The sequence below is a fragment of the Nocardia sp. JCM 34519.1 genome, assembly GCF_020361265.1.
Taxonomy (GTDB): Bacteria; Actinomycetota; Actinomycetes; order Mycobacteriales; family Mycobacteriaceae; genus Nocardia; species Nocardia arthritidis_A.
Genome location: NZ_JAIRBR010000001.1, coordinates 1,256,992 through 1,278,555, shown reverse-complemented (window position 1 = coordinate 1,278,555; position 21,564 = coordinate 1,256,992). Strand labels below are relative to the sequence as shown.

Below are 21,564 nucleotides of genomic sequence, written 5' to 3'. Positions count from 1 at the left end.
CTGATTGAGTATGAGTTCTGCACTCGGAGACCAGGACGCCACGCTGTGAAAGGTGCGCGTCCTGTCCGGGTGTCGTCGGGGAGCGCTTGCGTGGTGTTCCGGAAGCGAGGTTACGGTTGGACCGGCTGGATTTCGGCGGAAACGGCGAAACTGGTGGCGAACGGACACGCGCTGATTCGAGGGAATCGAGTGATCCTTTCCCCCTGTCCCCTGCGCAGCTGGGCATCTGGTACGCGCAGCACGTCGACCCGCAGGTGCCGATCAACATCGCGCAGTACGTCGATCTGCACGGCGACCTCGATCTGGTGGTGCTGCGCGAGGCGCTGATCCGCTCCGGCCAGGAGCGCGGCACCGGCATGCTCTGCATCACCGAGATCGACGGTCAGCCGTATCAGTGGATCGACTACACCATCCCGGATCGCGACAAGGTCTACTACGTCGACTTCCGCGATGAGGAGGATCCGGCGGCGGCCGCGATGGCGTGGATGCGCGCCGAATACAGCGCCCCGCTGAACCTGCTCGAGGACCGGCTGCTGCGTTTCGCGGGTCTGCAGATCGGCGACCACCACTGGTACCTGTACCTGCGTGCGCATCACATCGCGCTGGACGGTTTCGGCGCCGTGACGAACCTGGTCCGGGTGGCCGAGCACTACACCGCCATCGTCGACGGCACCGAGGTCGCGCCCGCCAACGCCGCGAAGCTGCGCACCCTCTACGACCAGGAGATGGCGTACCGGGAGAGCACCCGCTTCCAGTCCGACAAGGCGTACTGGGCCGAACGGGTCGCCGGTATCGAGGACGGCACCAGCCTGGTGGGCCGGTCGGCGCCGCCTGCGCCGATCAACACCATCAGCAGCGCACTGCTCACCGACGAACAGAACGAGCTGCTGGAAGCCGCTGTGGCGCGGCACGATTCGACGCCCGCCGGACTCATGCTCGCCGCCTTCGCCGGCTATCTCGCGCAGTGGACCGGTTCGGACGATGTGATCCTCAGCCTGCCGGTGACCGCGCGGACCACCGCGGTGATGCGCCGCTCGGGCGGCGTCTCGTCGAATATCGTTCCGCTGCGGTTGCGTATCGGGCACGAGACGACGCTGACCGAACTGCTCAAGCAGATCCAGGTCGAGGTGTCGGGCGCGCTGCGGCATCAGCGGTACCGGCACGAGGACATCCGTCGCGATTCGGCCGGATCCGGCGCGGTGACAACGGAATTCTTCGGTCCGTGGGTCAACATCATGCTGTTCCAGGACAAGTTCACCTTCGGGCCGCTGGTCGGCACCATGGTGGTGTTGTCGACGGGCAGCATCGAGGATCTCGGCGTCAATTTCTATCAGTCCGAGGGCGGTTCGCGCGCGCGGATCGATTTCGAGACCAACCCGAACCTGTACACCGAGGAAGAGACGCGGCGTCATCATGCGCGATTCCTCGAATTCTTCCAGCGTTTCCTGGCCGCCGACGCCGACGCGCCGGTCTGGGGACTCGAGCTGACGACCGCCGATGAGCGGTCGCGGACGCTGCTGGATTGGAACGATTCCGAGCAGGAGGTGCCGGAAACCACCCTGGCGGCCCTGCTCGACGCGCAGATTCCGTTGTCGGGCAACGATATCGCGCTCGATTTCGAGGGCGCGACCCTGACCTACGCCGAGTTCGGCGCGCGGGTCAACCAGCTCGCGCGTCATCTGATCGCGGACGGTGTCGGGCCGGAATCGCTTGTGGCCCTTGGTATGCGGCGCTCGCTCGAGCTCGTCATCGGTATGCACGCCGTGTTGAAGGCCGGTGGCGCGTACGTGCCGATCGATCCGGATCATCCGGCCGAGCGCACGGCGTACATCCTCGATTCCGCGCAACCCGTCTGCGTGCTGACGCTCTCGGGTGACGGGCTGGAACTGCCGGATACGGTGCGCCGGATCGAGCTCGACACCCTGGATGTTTCGGCGTATTCGACTGCGCCCGTGACGGATTCGGACCGGATCGCGCCGCTGCGGCCGGACAATACCGCCTACGTGATCTACACGTCGGGTTCGACCGGTCGCCCCAAGGGCGTCGCGGTCACCCACCACGCGATCGTGAACCAGCAGCTGTGGATGCTCGACGAATACCGGCTGACCGCGGCCGACGTGTATCTGCAGAAGACCGCGACCACGTTCGACGTCTCGCTGTGGGGTTACTTCCTGCCGCTGATGGTCGGCGCGAAGCTGGTGATCGCGGCGCCGGACGGGCACCGGGATCCGCTGTACGTCGCGGAAATGATCGAGCGGCACGGCGTTACCGTCACCGACTTCGTCCCGTCGATGCTCACGGTATTCGTCGCACACGCCACTGCGGCCCAATGCGCAACGCTGCGTGCGGTTTTCGTGATCGGCGAGGCGCTGCCGCCGGAGACCGCCGCCGGTTTCCGCGCGATCACCGGGGCCGGCCTGCACAACCTGTACGGCCCGACCGAGGCCGCCGTCTCGGTGACCTACTGGGAGGCGACGGCGGCCGATACGCTGACCGTGCCGATCGGTATTCCGGAGTGGAACGTCCAGGTCTACGTGCTGGATTCGCGGCTGCGTCCGGCCCCGGTCGGCGCGCCCGGCGAGTTGTACCTGGGCGGAAGGCAATTGGCGCGCGGCTACCTCGGCCGCCCCGACCTGTCCTCGGATCGCTTTGTCGCCAACCCGTTCTCGACGCCGGGCGAGCGCATGTACCGCACCGGCGACCTGGTGCGCTGGAACGATTCGGGCACCCTGGAATACATCGGCCGCACCGACTTCCAGGTGAAGTTCCGCGGTCAGCGCATCGAACTCGGTGAGATCGAGACGGTGACCCTGGCCCATCCCGCGGTCTCGCAGTCCGCGGTGCTGGTGATGGATACCGCGACCGGTCAGCAGTTGGTGGCGTATGTCGTTCCCGCGCCGGGATTCTCGATCGACCCGGTGGAGCTGACGCGGTTCGTCGGCGAACAGCTGCCGAGCTACATGGTGCCCGCATCGATCATGGTGCTGGACGCCTTCCCGCTCAACACATCCGGCAAGCTGGACCGAAAGGCCCTGCCGGAGCCGGTGTTCAGCGCGGACGCGGCCGGTTTCCGCGCGCCGCGCACCCAGGCCGAGCAGATCGTCGCCGGAATCTTCGCCGATGTGTTGAGCCAGGAGCGCATCGGCATCGACGACAACTTCTTCGACCTCGGCGGCAACTCGCTGGTCGCCACCCAGGTGATGGCGCGGATCGGCGCCGCGTTCGGCGTGCAACTCGGTGTGCGCGCGCTGTTCGAGACCCCGACCGTCGCCGGTATCGCCGCGCGCGCCGAATCCGCAACTCCGGCAACGGGTTCGCGGCCCGTGCTGGTGGCCCAGCAGCGCCCCGAACGGGTGCCGCTCTCGCTGGCACAGCAGCGGCTGTGGTTCATCAACCAGTTCGACCCGACCTCGCCGACCTACAACCTGCCGTTCGTGGTGCGCCTGCGCGGCCACGTCGACGTCGCCGCATTGCAGCCCGCGCTGCTGGACGTGCTCGGCAGGCAGGAGGCGCTGCGCACGATCTTCCCCGAATCCGGTGACGGCGGCTATCAGCAGTTGGTGCCGCTGGAGGAGGTGGATCTCGATATCGAGATCCAGGCCATCGCCGAGCACGAATTGCTCGGCGTGCTCACCGAATTCGCCGCAACAGGCTTCGATGTCTCGCGCGAACTGCCCATCCGGGTGCGCGTCTTCCAGGTGCTCGGCGCCGAGGATGCCGAGGCGAGCCCGGAATACGCGATCGCCTTCGTCGTCCATCACATCGCGTCCGACGGCGTCTCCTTCGGCCCGCTGGCCCGCGACGTCGCGGCGGCCTACCTGGCCCGCGCCGAGGGACACCCGCCCACCTGGGCGCCGCTGCCGGTGCAGTACCAGGACTACAGCATCTGGCAGCGCGAACTGCTCGGCTCCGAGACGGATCCGGATTCCATCGCCGCTCGCCAGATCGCTTACTGGCAGGGCGCTTTGGCCGGACTGCCCGACCAGCTGGACCTGCCGTCCGATCGTCCGCGCCCGGCCGAGCCGACCTTCGGCGGCAGCCGGGTGCGCTTCGAGATCGACGTCGACCTGCACCGCAGGATGGCGGCGCTGGCGCGCGCACAGGGTGTCAGCCTCTTCATGGTCATGCACGCATCGATCGCGGTGCTGCTGGCCCGGTTGAGCGGCACCACCGATATCGCCGTCGGCACCCCGATCGCGGGACGTGGCGAGCAGGCGCTCGACGACCTGATCGGTATGTTCGTCAACACCCTGGTCCTGCGCTCCGAGGTGGACGGCAGCGAGCGGTTCAGCGAATTCCTCTCGCGCACACGCGAATCCGACCTCTCCGCATTCGCGCACGCCGATGTGCCGTTCGAGCGGCTGGTGGAGGTGCTGAACCCGGCGCGTTCGCAGGCGCGGCATCCGCTGTTCCAGGTGATGCTGTCGTTCCAGGAAATGTCGCACGCGACACTGGAATTGCCCGGCCTCTCGGTCTCCGCCGACGAACTCGACGTCGACATCGCGAAATTCGATCTGCAGTGGACGCTGACCGAAAAGCGTGGTGAGGCGGGGGAGCCGCAGGGCATCGAGGCCGTCGCCCAGTACGCGACCGACCTTTTCGACGCGGCCACCGTCCAGTCGTTCACCACCCGGCTGCTGCGCATCCTGGAGGCGATCACCGCCGATCCGGACGCCGTCATCGGCGATATCGACATCCTCGACGCGGACGAGCGCGCGCTGGTCACCGGCGATTGGACCTCCGCCGGACCGGATATCGGACGCGAGCGCACGCTGCTCGAGCTGTTCGAGACGGCCGTGGCGGCGCATGCCGATCGCACCGCCGTCGTCTTCGAGGGCGAGCGGCTGACCTACCGTGAACTGGACGAGCGGGCGAATCGCTTGGCGCGCGCCCTGATTCAGGTCGGCGTCCGGCCCGATACGCTGGTCGCCGTCGCGCTGCCCCGGTCGGCCGAACTCGTCGTCGCGTTGCTCGCCACGCTGAAGGCGGGCGGCGGTTATCTGCCCGTCGACCCGACCTATCCGGCCGAGCGCATCGCGTTCATGCTCTCCGACGCCGACCCGATCTGCGTCGTCACCACCGCACAGCACGAATTGTCCCTGCCCGCAGGCGTTCCCGTGCTCGACGTGGACAGCCCGATCATCGCCGGACTCGGTTCGGCGCCGATCACCGGCGCCGATCGGCGCGGCGCGCTGCGCCCGGCGAACATCGCGTACGTCATCTACACCTCGGGTTCGACCGGACGGCCGAAGGGTGTGCTGATCCCGCACCGAAATGTGGTGCGGCTGTTCGACAACACTCGCGAATGGTTCTGGTTCGACGCCAACGACGTGTGGACGATGTTCCACTCCTATGCCTTCGACTTCTCGGTGTGGGAGCTGTGGGGTCCGCTGCTGCACGGCGGCACCCTGGTCGTCGTCGACTACTTCACCTCGCGCTCGCCGGAACAGTTCCTCGACCTGCTGCGCGAGGAGCGGGTCACGGTGCTGAGCCAAACACCGTCCGCCTTCTATCAATTGGCGGAGGCGGACCGGGCCGCGGGCAGCGATGCCGAGCCGCTCGGGCTGCGCTATGTGGTGTACGGCGGTGAGGCGCTGGAACTTCGGCGCCTGAACGACTGGTACGCCAGGCATGAGGACAACTCGCCGCGGCTGATCAACATGTACGGCATCACCGAGACCACGGTGCATGTCACCTACCGGGCGCTGGATCGCGCGGCGGTGGCCGCCGCGAACGGTTCGCTGATCGGCCAGGCCATTCCGGGCCTGCGGGTGTATCTGCTCGACCATCGGCTGCGTCCGGTGCCGGTCGGCGTGCCCGGCGAAATCTATGTCGCCGGTGAGCAATTGGCGCGCGGCTACCTCGGGCGCGCGGACCTGTCCTCGGCTCGCTTCGTCGCCAGCCCCTTCGGTGCGCCGGGTTCGCGACTGTACCGCTCCGGCGACGTGGCCAAGTGGAGCCCGGAGGGCGACCTGGTCTACCTCGGCCGCGCCGACGACCAGGTCAAGGTGCGCGGCTTCCGCATCGAACTCGGCGAGATCGAGGCGGCGGTGCTGGCGCATCCGCTGGTCGGCCAGGCCGCGGTGATCGTGCGGCCGGACGACCGGCTCGGCGATCAAATCGTCGCCTATCTGGTTCCGGCCGATGGCGTCATCGACGTCGAGGCGGTGAAATCGAGCCTGCAGCAGGGACTGCCGCCGTACATGGTGCCGTCCGCCTTCGTGGTGCTCGACGCGATCCCGTTGACGCCCAACGGAAAACTGGATCGGCGCGCGCTGCCCGCGCCCACCTTCGAGGTGCGCGAATTCCAGGCGCCGACGACGCCGATCGAGGAGATCGTCGCCCAGATCTACGCCGAGGTGCTCGATCTCGGCCCGGATCGCCGGATCGGCGTGCACGACGATTTCTTCGCGCTCGGCGGTAACTCGCTGATCGCCACCCAGGTGGCCGCCCGGCTCGGCATCGCGCTCACCACCAAGGTGCCGGTGCGCATGCTGTTCGAGGCGCCGACCGTCGCCGCGCTCGCGGCCCGGGTGGAGTCGCAGGTCGGCGCGGGCGCGCGCAAGGCGCTGGTGGCCCGCGAGCGGCCCGAGCTGGTGCCGCTTTCCCTTGCGCAGCAGCGCATGTGGTTCCTCAACCGATTCGACACCGAATCCGCGGTGAACAACATCCCGGTGGCCATCCGGCTCTCCGGTGAACTGGATGTCGCCGCACTGCAGGTCGCCGTCATCGACGTGATCGACCGCCACGAATCGCTGCGCACCGTCTTCCCGGAGACCAAGAACGGTCCGGTACAGGTGGTCCTGGACGCGGCGCAGATCGTGCCCGACCTGACGCCCTTCCAGGTCAGCGAGGCGACGCTGATCGATCACCTGGTGGAGCTGGCCTCCATGGCCTTCGACGTCACCAGCGAAGTGCCCTTGCACGCAAGGCTTTTCGAGATCAGCGAGACCGAGTACGTACTCGGTATGGTGGTGCACCACATCTCCGCCGACGGCTGGTCGATGGGCCCGCTGGCCCGCGACGTGATGGTCGCCTATGCGGCCCGCACCTCATGGGAGGCGCCGGCCTGGGCCGAATTGCCGGTCCAGTACGCCGATTACGCGCTGTGGCAGCGCGAGGTGCTCGGCTCCGAGGACGATCCGACCTCGCTGGTTTCCTCGCAGATCCATTACTGGCAGCGGGAATTGGCGGATCTACCGGACGAACTCGTGCTGCCGTCGGACCGGCCGCGCCCCGCGATGGCCAGCTATCGCGGCGGCACCTACCCGTTCGTGATCTCCGCCGAAACCCAGCGCAGGCTCGTCGAACTCGGCCACCGCTACAACGCGTCGCTGTTCATGGTGCTGCACAGCGCCCTGGCGGTGCTGCTGTCCCGGCTGAGCGGCACACAGGACATCGCCATCGGCACCCCGGTGGCCGGGCGCGGTGAGGCCGCGCTCGACGAGCTTATCGGCATGTTCGTCAACACCCTGGTGTTGCGCACCCGAATCGACGGGGCCGCTAGCTTCGCCGATGTGCTCGGCGCGACCAGGGAAACCGACCTGCACGCCTTCTCGCACTCCGACGTGCCGTTCGAGCGCCTGGTCGAGGTGCTGAACCCGGCGCGTTCGCAGGCCCGGCATCCGCTGTTCCAGGTGATGCTGACCTTCCAGAACACCAGGCAGGCCAGCCTCGAACTGCCCGGCCTCTCGGTGAACGGCATCGATTACGACCCGGGGCTGGCCAAATTCGATCTGCAGCTCACCCTGCAGGAGGCCCGCGACGAACAGGGCGAGTCGGCCGGTATGTCGGCCGAATTCTCCTACGCGCTCGACCTTTTCGACGAGTCGACGGTGGCGGGATTCGCGCGCAGGCTGGACCGGATCCTGGACGCGATCACCGCGGATCCGGATACGGCGATCGGCGATATCGACCTGCTGTCGCCGGAGGAGCACGCGCGCGTCGTCATCGAGTTGAACGACACCGCGCGGCCGGTGCCGGTCGAGACGCTGGTCTCGCTGTTCGACCGGCAGGTCGAGGCGACACCGGACGCGACCGCGCTGGTGTTCGCCGACGAGCGGCTGTCGTATCGGGAGCTGCAAGAGCGCGCGAACAAGCTGGCGCGGCACCTGATCGACCGTGGCATCGGCACGGAAGACGCGGTGGCGCTTGCCATCCGGCGCTCGACCGAGCTGGTCGTCGCGATGTACGCGGTGCTGCAGACGGGTGCGGCCTATGTGCCGCTGGATCCGGACCAGCCGGGCGATCGCATCAACCACATCGTGGAGACGGCACGTCCCCGGCTGCTGCTGACCACCGAGCGCGACGAATTCGCCGCCACCGAGGTCACCCAGTTGAGCCTCGAAACACTGATGGCGACACCGGAATTCGCTGAACTGAGCGGTGCGCCGATCACCGACGCCGAGCGGGTCCGCCCACTGCTGCCCGGCAATACCGCCTATGTGATCTTCACGTCGGGTTCGACGGGACGCCCGAAGGGTGTCGCGGTTTCGCATCGGGCGATCGTCAACCGCCTGCTGTGGATGCAGCACGAATATCCGATCGGCTCGGATGATGTTGTGCTGCAGAAGACTCCGGCCACCTTCGACGTTTCGGTGTGGGAGTTCTTCTGGCCCTTGCAGGTCGGCGCGCGCCTGGTGGTCGCGAAGCCGGATGGCCATCGCGATCCGGTGTACCTGGCACAGGTGATCGCCGAACACGGCGTCACCACGACGCATTTCGTGCCGTCCATGCTTTCGGTGTTCGTTGCCACGCTCGGCAATGAAAACGGCGATGCGGCAAACGTTTCCACGCTTCGTCAGGTCTTCGCCTCCGGTGAGGCGCTGCCCGCGCCCACCGCGGCGCGGCTGCGCGAGCTGACCGGCGCGCGGCTGCACAACCTGTACGGCCCGACCGAGGCCGCCGTCGACGTGACCTATCACGAGGCCACCGACGCGGATACGGTGTCGGTGCCGATCGGCCGCCCCCTCTGGAACACCAAGGTTTTCGTGCTCGACGGCCGGCTGCATCCGGTCGCGGCCGGTGTCGCGGGTGAGCTGTATCTGGCGGGCGATCAGCTCGCGCTCGGCTACCTCGACCGCCCCGACCTCACGGCGGATCGGTTCGTGGCCAATCCGTTCGGCGATGGCGCGCGGATGTACCGAACCGGTGACCTGGTCACCTGGACAGCCGATGGTGAGCTGGAGTATTTGGGCCGCACCGACTTCCAGGTGAAGTTGCGCGGTCTGCGGATCGAGCTCGGCGAGATCGAGGCCGCGCTGCTGGCCCAGCCGGGTGTCGCGCAGTCGGTCGTCGTGCTGCGCACCGATGCGCACGCGGGCGACCAGCTGGTGGGTTACCTTGTCGCGGAACCGGATTCAACCATCGACCCGGATGCGGTCAAGGCCGGGCTCGCGGGTTCGCTGCCGGGATACATGATTCCGGCCGCGCTGATGATCATGGACGCCTTCCCGGTGAACGCGTCGGGCAAGCTGGATCGCAAGGCGCTGCCCGCACCGGTGTTCGAGGCCAAGGTATTCCGTGCGCCGTCGACCCCGATCGAGGAGATCGTCGCGGGTATCTTCGCCGATCTGCTCGGCGTCGAACGCGTCGGCGTCGACGACGATTTCTTCGAACTGGGCGGCAACTCGCTGGTCGCCACCCAGGTGGTCGCCCGCCTGAGCGCCGCGCTGAACGCCGATATCGGTGTGCGCGCGATGTTCGAGGCGCCGACCGTCGCCGCGCTCGCGGCCCGCGTCGAATCGCATGCGGGATCCGGTGCGCGCCAAGCGCTCACCGCGCGCCAGCGGCCGGAGTACCCGCCGCTGTCGCTGGCCCAGCAGCGCATGTGGTTCCTCAACCGCTTCGACGCCGACTCGGCCGCGAACAACATTCCCGCGGCCGTAAGGCTCACCGGCGCACTGGATCTGGCGGCGCTGCGCGGCGCGGTCGCCGACGTCGTCGCGCGACACGAATCGCTGCGCACCATCTACCCGTCCCAGGGCGGTGTGGCCTACCAGAAGGTCTTGTCGTCCACCAGGGCGCTGCCCGCGCTCGACGTGGTGCAGGCGGCCGAGGACGAATTGCCCGAGCTGCTGCGCGAATTCGTGACCCGCGGCTTCGACGTCACCGCCGAACCGCCGGTGCGGCTGCGCGTCTACCGGATCGGCGAGCAGGACTACGTGCTGGTCGTGGTCGTGCACCACATCGCGGCCGACGGCTTCTCGATGCGGCCGCTGGTCCGCGACATGATGATGGCCTATGTCGCGCGCACCGGAGAAGCCGAGCCGGGCTGGTCGCCGCTGCCGGTCCAATACGTGGATTACGCGCTGTGGCAGCGGGAAACGCTCGGCTCCGAGGACGATCGGACCTCGCTGATCTCCGAGCAGCTCGACTACTGGCGCGGTGCGCTGGCCGGGCTGCCCGACGAACTACGCCTGCCGGGCAAACCGCGTCCCGCGGTCGCGTCCTACCGGGCCGGAACGCATCGCTTCCGCGTGCCCGCCGAGCTGATCGACGCGTTGAACGGTGTGGCGCGCGATAACGGCGCGACGCTGTTCATGGTGGTGCACAGCGCATTTGCCGCACTGCTCGCCCGGTTGAGCGGGTCCGGCGACATCGCCGTCGGCATCCCGGTGGCCGGTCGCGGTGAGCAGGCGCTCGACGATCTGGTCGGCATGTTCGTCAACACACTGGTGCTGCGCGCCGAGGTGGATGCCGCCACCGCCTTCACCGATCTGCTCGCCCAGGTGCGCGAGCGGGATCTGCAGGCGTTCGCGCATGCGGATGTGCCGTTCGAGCGGCTGGTGGAGGTGCTGAACCCGGCGCGTTCGCAGGCGCGGCATCCGCTGTTCCAGGTGATGCTGTCGTTCCAGAACCTCGGCCGCACCACGCTGGAACTGCCCGGCCTCACCGTATCCGAGCTCGGCGTCGATTCGCCGACGGCGAAGTTCGATCTGCAGCTGACGCTCAGCGAGGTGCCCGGCGCGGACGCGGCCATGGATGCCGAACTCGTCTACGCCACCGACCTTTTCGACGCCGACTTCGCGAATGTGTTCGCGGACCGATTCGTTCGGGTGCTGCGCGGCATCGTCGCCGAACCCACCGTCCCGGTCGGCGATATCGAACTGCTCGACGGCGATGAGCGCGGGCTGGTGCTCGACCAGTGGAACGCCACCGAATTCCCGATCGATGCCGCGCTGACCGCCGTCGACGGAAATGCCGCCGCCACCTTGGTTTCCATGTTCGAGGCGCAGGTGGCGCGCACCCCGGACGCGACGGCTGTCACGTTCGAGGGGACAAGTCTGTCCTATGCCGAGTTCGCGAGCCGGGTGCACCGGTTGGCGCGCTGGCTCAAGCAGGCCGGTGTCGGTCCGGAATCGTATGTGGCCCTTGGCATGCGGCGTTCGATCGAGCTCGTCGTCGGCATGTACGCGGTGAATGCCGCCGGCGGCGCGTATGTTCCGGTGGATCCCGATTTCCCGGCCGAGCGCATCGATTACATCCTGGAGACCGCCGGACCGGTGCGGGTGCTCACGGCGGGCGCCGATCTGGACTCCGCCTACGGGCGCGAGGTGCGCATCGATCAGCTCGACCTGTCCGAGTTCTCGGACGCGCCGCTGACCGATGCCGACCGGCACAAGCCGCTGCGCCCGGCGAATACCGCGTACGTGATCTTCACGTCGGGCTCGACCGGACGGCCGAAGGGCGTCGCGGTCTCGCATCAGGCGATCGTCAACCGACTGGTGTGGATGCACGCCGCGTACGGCCTGTCCGCGGATGACGTTGTGCTGCAGAAGACCCCGGCCACCTTCGACGTTTCGGTGTGGGAGTTCTTCTGGCCCTTGCAGGTCGGTGCGCGGCTGGTGGTCGCCAGGCCGGATGGTCATCGCGACCCGGCCTACCTGGCCCGGCTGATCGTCGAGGAACACGTCACCACGGCGCATTTCGTGCCGTCGATGCTTTCGGTGTTCGTCGCGGAGGACCGCGCGGCCGATTGCACCAGCCTGCGGAATGTCTTCGCCTCCGGTGAGGCGTTGCCCGCCAACGCCGCTCAGCGCCTGATCGAGCTCACCGGTGCGCGCCTGCACAACCTGTACGGTCCGACCGAGGCCGCGGTCGACGTCACCTTCCATGAGGTGACCGATGCCGATCTCACTTCGGTGCCGATCGGTGCGCCGGTGTTCAACACCCAGGTGTACGTGCTGGATTCGCGGTTGCGGCCGGTTCCGGTCGGCGTGCCGGGTGAGCTCTATCTCGCGGGTGTGCAGTTGGCGCACGGCTATGTCACGCGCCCGGATCTGACCACCGAGCGGTTCGTCGCGAATCCGTTCGGCGACGCGGCACGGATGTACCGCACCGGCGACCTGGTGGCATGGACGGTCAACGGTGAGCTGGAGTACTTGGGCCGCACCGACTTCCAGGTGAAGTTGCGCGGTCTGCGGATCGAGCTCGGCGAGATCGAGAACGCGCTCACCGCCCAAGCCGCGGTGGCGCAAGCGGTGGTCCTGGTGCGGACCGATGAGCGCACGGGCGATCAGCTGGTGGCGTACCTGGTCGCCGACGCGGATCGCACGATCGACCTCGACGCCGTGAAAGCCACACTGGCACAACAGCTTCCGGCGTACATGGTGCCCGCGGCCTATGTCGTGCTCGCGGCGTTCCCGCTCAATGCCTCCGGCAAGCTGGATCGAAGGGCGCTGCCGGCACCGGTTTTCGAGGCCAAGGTGTTCCGCGCGCCGACGACTCCGGTGGAGGAGATCGTCGCGGGCGTCTTCGCCGAGGTACTCGGCGCGCCGCGGGTCGGCCTGGACGACGACTTCTTCGAGCTGGGCGGCAACTCGCTGATCGCGACCCAGGTCGCGGCGCGGCTGGGTGAGGCGCTCGACGCGCAGATCCCGGTGCGCACCCTCTTCGAGGCGCCGACCGTCGTCGCACTGGCCGCACGCGTGGAATCCGCTGCGGGACAGGGCGGGCGGGCCCCGCTGGAGCCGCAGGAGCGGCCCGCGCCGGTGACCCTGCCGAATGGCGAGACCGCGCAGCTGGTGCCGCTGTCGCTGGCACAGCAGCGCATGTGGTTCCTGAACCGCTTCGACAGCGCGACCGCGGTGAACAATATCCCGGTCGCCATCCGGCTCACCGGAACCATCGATGCCACCGCGCTGCACGCGGCCATCGCGGACGTGCTGGCCAGGCACGAGGCACTGCGCACCGTGTACCCGGAGGTGGACGGCACCGGTTACCAGCGGGTGCTGCCGGTCTCGGAGATGCGGTTCCGGCTGCCGTCGGAGACCGTCGCGGCGGCCGCGCTGCCGGCCCGAATCGTCGAGCTGGCCAGCGTCCACTTCGATGTCACGAACGAAATCGCTTTCCGGGCAAACCTTTTGCGCCTGGATGACACAAACCACGTCGTGGTGCTCGTGATGCACCACATCAGCTCGGACGGTTTCTCGCTGCGCGCGCTGCTGCGCGACATCGTGGTGGCGTACACCGAGCGGATGCGCGGCGAGACCCCCACCTGGGCTCCGCTCGACGTCCAGTACGCCGATTACGCGCTGTGGCAGCGCGCGGTGCTCGGCGCCGAGGACGATCCGGATTCGGTGGCGGCCAAGCAGATCGCGTACTGGACCGAACAGCTGCGCGACCTGCCGGACCAGATCGAACTGCCCGCGGACCGCCCGCGCCCGGAGATCGCCTCCAATGCCGGTGGCACGCACGGCTTCGCGATCGATGCCGAATTGCAGGACGCGCTGGCCGAACTCGCGCGCTCGCGCGGGGTGACGCTGTTCATGGTGGTTCACGCCGCGCTGGCCGCGTGGGCGGCCAGGCTGTCCAATAGCACCGATATCGCCATCGGCACCCCGATCGCGGGCCGCGGTGAGCGCGCGCTCGACGATCTGGTCGGCATGTTCGTCAATACGCTCGTGCTGCGCAGCCGGGTCGAGCCGGGCACCCGGTTCGTCGATCTGCTGGAGCAGGTGCGCCGAACGGACCTGTCCGCCTTCGCGAATGCCGATGTGCCGTTCGAGCGGCTGGTGGACGTCATCAGCCCGGCCCGGTCGCAGGCGCATCACCCGCTGTTCCAGGTGGGCCTGACCTTCGAGGCCGCCTCGGCCACCGAAATCGACACCGTGCGGCTGCCCGGACTCGACGTCGATGTCGTCGAATTCGATCCGGGCACCGCGAAATTCGATGTGCAGCTGACCGTCGGCGCTGCTCGCGACGGCGGGCTCGCCATGTCGTGGAACTACGCCACCGACCTGTTCGACCCGGAGACGGTCGCATCCTTCGCGGACCGCCTGGTGCGGATCCTGCACGGGATCACCGAGGATCCGGAGCTCGCCGTCGGCGATATCGATCTGCTGGGTGAGGCCGAGCGCCTTGATGTTTCGCAGCGCTGGGTGTCCTCCGGCGCGGATGCGGGCAGCGGTCTGTTCGCGGACCCGGATACCACGCTGATTCGGTTGTTCGACGCCGCGGTCGCCGCGCATCCGGACCGCACGGCCGCGCGGTTCGGTGCGGAGGCGCTGAGCTACGCCGAGCTGGATCGGCGCGCGAATGTGCTGGCGCGCAGGCTGATCGCCGATGGCGCCGGCCCGGAATCGCTGGTCGCGGTGATCCTGCCGCGTTCGCTGGATCTGGTCGTCGCGCTGCTCGCGGTCGTGAAAACCGGTGCGGGCTATGTGCCGGTGGATCCGACCAACCCGGCCGAGCGCATCGCCTATGTGCTCGCCGACGCGCGCCCGACCGGCGTCGTCATCGATTCCACCGTGCAGGTCGAGGTGCCCGAGCACCTGCCGGTCGTGGTGGTCGACGGATTCGCCGTGGAGACCGGCAATGTGGAGGACGCCGACGACGCGCCCGTCACCGACGCCGACCGCCGGGCGGCGCTGACCCCGGACCATGTCGCGTACGTCATCTACACCTCCGGTTCGACGGGGCGCCCGAAGGGCGTCGCGGTGTCGCACCGGAATGTGGTGCGGCTGTTCGCGAATACCGATCGCGAATTCGGTTTCGGCCCCGACGATGTGTGGACGCTGTTCCACTCCTACGCCTTCGACTTCTCGGTGTGGGAGCTGTGGGGCCCGCTGCTGTTCGGCGGCACGCTGGTGGTGGTCGACTACTTCACCACCCGCTCGCCCGAACAGTTCCTGGAACTGCTGCGCGCCGAGCGGGTTACGGTGCTCAACCAGACCCCGTCGGCGTTCTACCAACTGGCCGAGGCGGATCGCAACGCCGCACCGGACGCGCAGCCGCTCGCGCTGCGCTACGTGGTGTTCGGCGGTGAGGCGCTGGAACTGCGCCGTCTGTCGGATTGGGTTGCCCGCCACGGCGATTCAGCGCCGCTGTTGGTCAACATGTATGGCATCACCGAAACCACGGTGCACGTGTCGTACCGGGCGCTGGACGCCGCCACCATCGCCGCCGCCTCCGGCAGCGTCGTCGGCCGCGCCATCGCGGGCCTGCGGGTGTATGTGCTGGACGCCAGGCTGCGGCCGGTGCCGGTGGGTGTCGCGGGTGAGATGTACGTCGCCGGACCGCAATTGGCGCGCGGCTACCTCGGCCGCCCGGACCTGTCCGCGACCCGTTTCGTGGCGAACCCGCTCGATCCGGGCGGCGCCCGCCTGTACCGCTCCGGCGACCTCGCCCGCTGGAACCGGCACGGTGAGCTCGAATACCTCGGCCGCGCAGACGATCAGGTGAAGGTCCGCGGTTTCCGCATCGAACTCGGTGAGATCGAGGCCGCGGTGCTGGCCCAGCCGGGCGTCGCGCAGGCCGCCGTCATCGTTCGCGAGGATCAGCCGGGCGATCGGCGGATCGTCGCCTACGTCGTCGCCGAACCCGATGCCGAGCTCGAGCTCGATGTGGTGCGCAACGGCGCGGCCGAGCAACTGCCCGCGTACATGGTCCCGGCGGCCATGGTGCGGCTCGAGTGGATTCCGTTGACGGTCAACGGGAAACTGGACCGGCGGGCGCTGCCCGCACCGGCGGCGCAGGTGAAAACCTTCCGCGCACCGGTGAATCCGATCCAGGAGACCGTCGCGGAGGTGTTCGCCGATGTGCTCGGCCTGGACCAGGTCGGCGTCGACGACGACTTCTTCGATCTCGGTGGCAACTCGCTGATCGCGACCCGGGTGGTCGCCAGGATCGGCGCGGCGCTCGGCGTCACCGTCCCGGTGCGCGCGCTGTTCGAGGCGTCGAGCGTGGAAGCCCTTGCGGCACGGCTGGAATCGCATACCGGTGAGGCGCGCGCCAGCCTGGTCGCCCGGCCGCGCACCGCCGATGAACTGGTGCCGCTGTCGTTCGCACAGCAGCGCATGTGGTTCCTGAACCAGTACGACAAGTCGTCGGCGGCATACAACCTGCCGATGGCCATCCGGCTGTCCGGCACGCTGGACGTCGACGCGCTGCGGCTGGCGATCGCCGATGTGGTGCGCCGCCACGAATCGCTGCGCACCAGATATCCGGAGCACGGCGGTATTCCGGTCCAGGTCATCGTGCCCGCGGAGGAAATCGCGCTCGATCTGCATCCGGTGCCGGTGGACCCGGCCGACCTGACCCGCGAGGTCACCGAATTCGTCTACACCGGATTCGATGTGGCCGAAGAGGTTCCGCTGCGCACCCGGCTCTACCGGGCGGGCGACGCCGAACATGTGCTGGTCGTCGTCGTGCATCACATTGCGGGAGACGGCTTCTCGATGGGCCCGCTCAGCCGCGACGTGATGCTGGCGTACACCGCGCGCACCCAGGACAGCGCGCCCGGTTGGGCGCCGCTGGCGGTGCAGTACGCCGACTACGCCATCTGGCAGCGCGAAGTCCTCGGCTCGGAGGACGATTCGGCATCGCTGATGGCCCGTCAGGTCGCGCACTGGAAGCGGGCGCTGGACGGCGTGCCGGACGAGTTGGCGCTGCCGACCGACCGGCCGCGCCCCGCGGTCGCCTCGCTGCGCGGCGCGACACTGCGCCGGGAGCTGCCCGCCGCACTCATCGGCGAGCTGGAAAACGTTGCGCGGCAACGCGGTGCCTCGCTGTTCATGGTCATGCACGGTGCGCTCGCGGTACTGCTGGCCCGGCTCTCCGGCGGCGACGATATCGCGATCGGCACGCCGATGGCGGGCCGCGGCGAGCAGGCGCTCGACGATCTCGTCGGCATGTTCGTGAACACGCTGGTGCTGCGCACCGGCGTCGAACCCGGCGAATCGTTCACCGAACTGCTCGACCGGGTCCGCAAGACCGACCTCGACGCGTACGGCAATGCCGATGTGCCGTTCGAACGGCTGGTGGAATTGCTCGCACCGCAACGTTCTCAGGCGCGCAACCCGCTGTTCCAGGTGATGCTGGCCTTCCAGAATCTGGACCGGACCACCTTCGAGCTGCCGGGCCTTTCGGTGGCCGCGCTCGATCTGGAGGAGAGCGTCGCGCGCTTCGATCTCCAGTTCACGCTGTCCGAAAACGACCGCGGCGGAATGACGTTGGCGCTCACCTACGCCACCGAACTGTTCGACGAGCCGACCGCCGCCGAGATCATCGACCGCTGGCATCGGGTACTCGACGCCGTCGCAACGGATCCGGCGATCGCCGTCGGTGCGATCGATGTGCTCGACGCCGCCGAGCGGGACGATCTGATCGCGCGGACCGGTGCGCCCGCGGAACCGCTTCAGACGCTGCCCGAGCTGCTGGCCGAGGCCGTCGCGCACGATCCGGACGCGACCGCCGTCGTATTCCAGGGGACAAGTCTGTCCTATGGCGAGTTGGACGAACGCTCGAACCGGCTGGCGCGCTTGCTGATCGAGCGCGGCATCGGTACCGAGGATCTGGTGGCCGTCGCGGTCCCGCGTTCCGACGACTCGTATTTCGCGGAATGGGCGGTGAGCAAGACCGGTGCGGCATTCGTCCCGGTGGACCCGGCCTACCCGGCCGACCGCATCGCGCATATGGTGACCGACTCCGGATCGCCGGTGGGCCTTACGGTTTCGTCCGTCCGCGCCGAACTGCCCGAATCGGTGGACTGGCTGGTGCTCGACGAGCTCGCGCTCGACGGGTACGCCGCGTCGGCGATCTCGGATGCCGATCGGGTGCGCCCGCTGCGTCCGGAGCATCCGGCGTACGTCATCTACACCTCGGGTTCGACGGGTGTGCCGAAGGGCGTCGTGGTCACCCATGCGGGCCTCGCCAACTTCCGTGCCGAGCAGAACGAGCGCTACGCGGTCGACTCCGATACGCGCGCACTGCATTTCGCCTCGCCGAGCTTCGACGCGTCGATTCTGGAATTCCTGCTCGCGATCGGCCGCGGCGGCACCCTGGTGGTCTGCCCGCCCGGTGTCTACGGCGGCGAGGAGCTGACCGAGCTGATCCGGCGCGAGCGGGTCACCCACGCGTTCATCACCCCGTCGGTGCTGGCCTCGCTGGATCCGAACGCGCTCGCCGATATGCGGGTGATCGTCGCCGGTGGCGAGGCGGTGCCCGCCGACATGGTGACGAAGTGGGGTGGCGCGCAAGACGATTCGGGCCGCCGCTTCCACAACGGCTACGGCCCCACCGAGACCACCATCATGACGAACATCAGCGATGCGCTGGCCCAGGGCGACCGGGTCACCATCGGCGGCCCGGTGCGCGGCATGCAATCGCTGATCCTGGACGGCCGGTTGCGGCCCGTCCCGGTGGGTGTCGCGGGTGAGCTGTATCTGTCGGGCGTGCAACTGGCACGCGGCTACCATGCCCGGCCGGGTCTGACCGCGGAGCGGTTCGTCGCGAATCCCTATGTGCCCGGTGCGCGGATGTACCGCACCGGTGACGTGGTCCGCTGGACCCGGACCGGCGAGGTGGAGTACGTCGGCCGCTCCGACTTCCAGGTGAAGGTGCGCGGTTTCCGGATCGAGCTGGGTGAGATCGACGCCGCGCTGGCCGCACATCCGAGCGTGGACTTCGCGGTGACCATCGGCCACAAGAACTCGGCGGGCGCGGTGTCCTTGGTCGCGTACGTTGTTGCGACACACGGCTATTCGATCGACGTCGCGGCGCTCACCGCGCACGTCGAGGAGCGGTTGCCCGCCTACATGGTGCCGTCGTCGGTGATGGTGATCGACCGGGTGCCGCTCACCCCGGTCGGCAAGCTGGACCGGAAGGCGTTGCCGGAGCCGGTATTCGCGACCGAGGTCGTCTTCCGCGCGCCGCGCACACCGGTCGAACACACCATCGCCGAGGTCTTCGCCGAGGTGCTGGGCCTGGAGCGGGTGGGCGTCGACGACTCCTTCTTCGCGCTCGGCGGCGATTCGATCGTGTCGATCCAGTTGGTGTCGCGGGCCAAGGCGCGCGGGGTGATCTTCACGCCGCGACAGGTTTTCGAGCAGCGCACGGTGGCCGGGCTGGCCGCGGTGGCCGAGACCGCCGATGCCGCCGCGCCCGCGGTGGCGGTGCTGGCCGAGCTGCCGGGCGGTGGCGTCGGGCGGATGCCGCTGACCCCGGTGGTCCGGTTCATGGCCGAGCGGGCCGGTTCGTTCGGCCGGTTCAACCAGACCATGGCGCTGGAGCTGCCCGCCGGTATCGATCGCGCCGGCATCGCTAAAACCGTTGGCGCGGTTATCGATCGGCACGACATGCTGCGTGCCCGGCTGTACGACGACGGTGACGGCCTCGTGCTCGAGACCGCCGCGCCCGGCACCGTCGACGTCGACGCGCTGATCGACCGGGTCGAATACACCGACGAGGCCGAACTGCTCGAAGTCGCCTCGGCGGCATTGGATTCCGCGCTCGACCGGTTGGATCCGGCCGCGGGCGTCGTGATCCGGTTCGTCTGGCTGGATCCGGCGACCGCCGGACAGATGGGCCGCCTGATCGTGGTCGGCCACCACCTGGTGGTCGACGGCGTCACCTGGCGAATCCTGGTGCCGGACTTCGTGACCGCGTGGGGTCAGCTCACCGCGGGACAGGAGCCCGAGCTGGTCGCGCCCGCGACATCGATGCGGGCCTGGGCGCACGCGCTCGAGCGCGAGGCGCAGAGCGAGGGCCGCACCGCCGAACTCGATTACTGGCGTTCGGTGGTCGGCACCGCCGATCCGCTGCTCACCGCGCGACCGATGGATCCGGCGGTCGATGTCTCGGGTGTCATCGAGAAGCTGCAGGTCGAGGTTTCGGCCGAGGTGACGAAGGCGCTGCTCACCACGGTGCCGGCGCTGTTCCACGGCGGCGTGAACGACGGCCTGCTCACCGCGCTCGCGCTGGCGACCGCGAAATGGCGTGCGCGCAAGGCGGGTACGCGGACCGACGACGCGCTGCTGCTGCGGCTGGAGGGCCACGGCCGCGAGGAAGAGGTGGTGCCGGGCGCGGATCTGTCGCGCACGGTGGGCTGGTTCACCGCGATCTTCCCGGTCCGCTTCGAACTGTCCGGTATCGATGTCGACGCCGCATTCGCCGGCGGCCCGGCGCTCGGCCAGGCCATCAAGGCGGTCAAGGAACAGCTGCTTTCGGTGCCGGACAAGGGCATCGGCTACGGCCTGCTGCGCTACCTGAACCCGGAGACGGCGGCGCAGCTGCCCGCCGAGCTGCCGGGCCAGGTGAGCTTCAACTATCTGGGCCGGGTCTCCGACGGCGATGTGCCGGAGGCGCTGCGCGGCTTCGGCTGGATCCCGGCGGCCGAATTGGCCTCGCTCGGCGGCGCTTACGACGCGGATATGCCCGCGATGGCGCCGCTGGACATCAACGCGATCGTGGTCGGTGACAAGCTCACCGCGAATATCGGTTATCCGGCAACGCTGTTGACCGCCGCCGAGGTGCGCGAATTCGCCGAGCTGTGGACCACCGCGCTGGAAGCGGTTGCCCGGCATGCGAATTCGACCGGTGCGGGCGGACACACCCCGTCCGATTTCGGCCTGGTGCGCACCACCCAGCGCGATATCGACGCCTGGGAGCGGCGCTTCCCGGCGCTGGCCGATATCTGGCCGCTCTCGGCGCTGCAGGCGGGTCTGCTGTTCCACGCCCGCCTGGCCGCGAGCTCGGTGGACGTGTACACCGCGCAGGCGGTGGTGACCCTCACCGGGCACGTCGACGCGACCCGATTGCATTCGGCCGCACAGGCTTTGGTCGATCGCTACGAGAACCTGCGTACCGCCTTCGTCACCGACGCCAACGGCAATCCGGTGCAGGTGGTCCTCAACAACGTCCGGGTCGGTTGGTCCGAATACGACCGCACCGAATCCGGTAACGCCGATGACCTGATCGCCGCCGATCGGATGACGCGCTTCGATTTGACCGCGCCGCCGCTGATCCGGTTCACGCTGATCCAGGTGGCGGCCGACCGCTGGCAGTTCGTGGTGGCCAACCACCACATCCTGCTGGACGGCTGGTCCATGCCGCTGCTGATGCGCGATCTGCTGGTGCTGTACGCGGCGCACGCGGATGCCTCGGTGCTGCCCGCCGCCCGCTCCTACCGGCACTTCCTGGAATGGACCGCGCGGCAGGATCTTGCGGCCTCGCTGGCCGCGTGGACCCGTGCGCTGCAAGGTATTTCCGAACCGACGCTGCTGGCCAGGCCGGACGCCGGACGCGAAATCACCGCGCTGTCCGGGGAATACCTGTTCGATCTCG

General features: G+C 68.5%; 1 protein-coding gene (only partly in view). It reads left to right on the top strand.

Annotated elements, in window-relative coordinates; genetic code table 11:
* Nucleotides 1-116 precede the first annotated feature (116 nt).
* On the top strand, nt 117-21,564 hold the start of the coding sequence (locus tag LGY53_RS05960; protein WP_225725585.1) for a non-ribosomal peptide synthase/polyketide synthase. It continues 22,142 nt past the right edge of the window; 21,448 of the gene's 43,590 nt are visible here — the first part of the coding sequence; it begins with the start codon at nt 117-119; its stop codon lies off the right edge, out of view.